This window comes from Aequorivita echinoideorum (assembly GCF_018476645.1).
Lineage (GTDB): Bacteria > Bacteroidota > Bacteroidia > Flavobacteriales > Flavobacteriaceae > Aequorivita > Aequorivita echinoideorum.
In genome coordinates, this window is record NZ_JAHCTB010000013.1 from 1 (window position 1) to 3,943 (window position 3,943).

The 3,943-nt window shown below is 52.6% G+C and carries 1 protein-coding gene; it reads right to left on the reverse strand.

Features of this window, described 5'->3' with window-relative positions:
- On the reverse strand, positions 1–3,631 hold a 3,631-nt coding region (locus KIV10_RS13710), incomplete at its 3' end, for an immunoglobulin domain-containing protein (protein WP_456048982.1).
- Between the last annotated feature and the right edge of the window lie 312 nt (positions 3,632–3,943).

Consider the following 3,943-nt stretch of genomic DNA (forward strand, 5'->3'; position numbering starts at 1 on the left):
CCGTGGAGCCGCATCCGCTGCCGGGAGCCGCCGTGAAGGTGTTGCCGTAGTTGGAGGTGTTGTTGTTGGCGTCTATGTAGGGCAGGGCCGGGGGCACGATAATATCACCGTCCTGGCTCACTGTCGCTACCACTTCCTCGCGGGGGGACTCGCAGAGTACCTGACCCGAGCCGATCGTCCAGTTGTAGAACCAATAATATGCGGAAAGGGGAGTTCCCTGGTTCAGTGCCCCTCCGGTGACCTGTCCAAAGGTCCCGATGGGATAGGGGTAGGAGTTGCCGCTGCTCTCGCGTACCATGGTGGGGGTCGTGCTGGTCTTGATAAGGCGAAGGCCATTGCCCACGGGTATCTCAAGATTCAGTACGATGGTCTGGGGGGTCTGCCCGTCACCGCCAGGAACGTTTATTCCTGGGAGTGTCTCCAATACCGCCCCACTTGCATCGCGGAGCTCCAGGTCCATCGTCCCGGCTGAGGTGGGATATACGTCGACGCTCACCAATGTAAATGGCTGCGTCACGTCGAACTGCAGTCCGTAGCTCGACAGTGTGGTTGTCGTCGTAGATGTGGGAGCTGGCTTTGCCTGCCCGCTTTGTGGCGCATCCCCCTCTATGAACACTTCCGCTGCCCAATATGAGGTCGTTGCCGTGAGCTCGGGCGTGGTGAAGTTTGGCCCTATGGCCACCCTGTCGCCCCCGCTCGCCGCATCGTACCAGAATATCTCCGTGCCTAGCCCGCCGTTGCCCACGGCCTCCAGTGTGGTCGACCCCTTGCACACGATGGTGCCGGGCACCGTGCTGAGTATCTCCAGGTCGTCGCAGACGATCTTGGTCACCGTGATGGCCAAGAGACCGCTCGGGCAACCGTTAAGAGTCTGCCGTACATAATAGGTCGTTCCGTCTACCAAAAGGGTTGTGTCGGGAATGACCGTCGTCCCGGCGGCGTCACTGTACCAGGTCAGGTTTCCGCCATTCACGACAAGGTCTGAAAGCATCTCCCCGGTCTGGAAGAACTGGTTTGCGTCGCCCTCGGGCGCAGCCGTATAGTCAGCGCAATTGATGTTTGCAACGTCAATAGTGAGCGTATAATCCGTGGAGGGCGAATCGGAGGTCGACACCACTATGAAATAGTTAAATCCATCATACATAGGTACCTCATCTAGACCGAAGTCTGAGGTTGTTCCGTCGCTTACGGTTCCTGCATAGCAGGCGGTACCGATGTCGTAGCAACTGCGATATACGAAGAGTGAGGCGTTGTTGCTTGAGAGACCGGAGAGCTGTACGCTGTATACGGCACCGGTGGTAGGGGAGAACTGGTAGACCACATCGTCCCCGTCCAGGAAATTCCCCGTGGTGTTACAATCATTACCTGGTGTACCAGAATAGTTGTTCCCGTAAGTAGAAGTGTTGGCTGTATGTACAAAGGGGAGCGGTTCTGTGACCATCTCGTTGGCCACCTCGTTCACCGTGGCTATTACCTCCTCGCGTGGCGAGGACTCGCAAAGTACCTGCCCCTCGAATATGGTCCAGTTGTAGAAATAATAATAGGTGACGGATGTTCCCGTTGCGAAGGATCCTGAGGTAACCTGTCCAGAGGTGCCTATGGCATATGGGAAACTGTTGTTGGAAGATGTCACCGTGGCCATGCCCGGCCCTGCTGTTTTAAGCAGTCTGTAGTCCCCTGGCGGTATGTTGAAGTTCAATGGGACTATTGCGGAAATTGGTGCTGCCGTTGTTCCCCCTCCCGGTATCGTGGCGGTTGCGGTTGCCACCGTGGAGTTGGCATTATTGATGTCCCTCAGTTCGATGGTGATGCTGCCGCCAGCCGCGGTAGTGCTGAAGACCTCCACGTCCACAAGGGTTATCCCTTCTGTGAGGTTGAAGATGAGTCCGTAGTTGCTAAGGGTCGATGTGCTAGTTACCGTGGGATTGGCAAAAGCCTGCCCGGGGAGCGTTGCCCCCGAAATGGCCACCTCGCTAGCCCAGAACGAAGTTGTCTGTTCCAGTGCCGGGGTCTCGAAGACCTCGCCCTTGCCCAGCAAGTTTCCGCCCGTGGGCGCATCGTACCAGTATATATCGGAATTTGTGATGGTTCCAGCTCCTTGTGCCGACAGAGTAACGGAGCCCTCTCCGCAGACGGAGCCCGGCGTGGTCGATACCACATCCAGCCCGGTGCAGGGCACCTCGGTAACGGTTACGGCCAGCGGGTTGCCCTCGCAGCTTTGAAAACTCTGGGTCACATAGTAGGTGGTGCCGTTCACCAGCGCCGTATTGCTGGGTATGGCCACGGTGGTGGCCGCATCGCTGTACCAGGTAAGGCTCGTGCCGGTAACGTCAAGGTCCGCCAGGGTCTGCCCCAGCGTAAAATTCTGACTGCCGGCCCCCGTCGGGGCCGGATAATTGGCGCAGGTGACCCCGTTTATGGTAAGGGTGTAATCAAACGATTGCGTGGGGTCGGCCGAGGATACCACGATGTAGTAATCCTGGGTATCGCTGACGGCTATCTGAAAACCGTGCGTTCCGGTGGTCTCGTTGAAGGAACCCTCCGAGGAGCACATGGTGCCGATGTCGCCGCAGCTATCGTATATGAAGACCCCTGAATAGGCGTCGCTCAGGCCCGATAGCTCAACGCTCAATATGTAGTCGTCGTCCGCCGTGTACTTATAGACTACGTCGTTCCCCGCCAGATAGGAATCGGGAGAGCCGCAATCGGCACCAGGGGCGCCAGCATAGTTGTTGAAATAGGTAGCAGTATTGGCCGTATGGGTGTAGGGAAGGGCCGAAACGTTCAGGTCGGCCATATTGTCCACAGTGGCGATTACCTCCTCGCGGGGTGATTCGCAGGTCACGTTGATTTCACCGTATTGCCAGTTGTAAAAATAGTAATAATAACCGGCTCCAAAATTATTACCAGTTATATTTATATAAGTTGAGGTATAGGGATAGCTTGCACCAGATGTGTTTCTAAATAGCCCTATAGGTCCCACCTGGCCCATTATATATCCTGTTCCAGGGCTTAAATTTACATTTAAAGGTATGGTTTGCGCGGTCGAACCTCCCGTTACAGTAGTGGTATATGGGACATTGATAATTGTAGCACCCCCACTATCTCTTATCTCAATACTACTTGTACTGCCTATGGATGCAGTTGGAAATATGTCAATCGATGTCAAATTGGTCGGTTGAAGAACGTCAAACTGCATATGGTAAGTTGTGATTGCCGCAGATGTTCCTGATCCAGGGCCAAAGGAATTATCAACGGGGCCCACGGAACCCGCGGTAAAAGTACCGATAATCTCTGTCGCCCAAAATGAGGTAGTAGTTGAAAGAGGAGGCGTGGAGAATGTGGATCCGGAAAAGACGACATTACCACCTGATGCGGCATCATACCAAAGTATTCCGTCGCCTGTACCACTTGATGTCGCAGATAGTGATACCGAACCGCCGCCGCATACCGAGCCAGAAGTTGTGGTAAGTATGTCCAACGATGCGCAATTCTGTGCCCCGATGGTTAGGGTAAATAGCACGAAAATGACTAAAAACGTGTAGATTTTTTTCATATTTTTTCTTTTATTGTGAGGGTCAGAAAAATGACCAATGTCGCCAAATATATAAATTTTTCTTAAATATTTCATAATAGATGGCTTTTATTTTTTGTTACATTAAAATTTATCCCAAATCAATTATTGTTTATTAATATTTGTAGAAGGATATTTTTAAAAAAGAGGAAAAATTGAGAATGAGTTATTGATTCTAACGAAAGAAACTTTATTAAAAAAGACCGAGATATTTATACCTCGGTCTTTTTTAATAAACTATTTTAGTTTTTGACCAGTTTGAACATAGCGGACTTACCGTCTATGGTCACCTGTACGAGGTACGGCCCGCTGGCCAGCCTTGTCATGTCCATCGTGGTCTCCAGGCTGTTGATCCTCCTTTTTGCCACC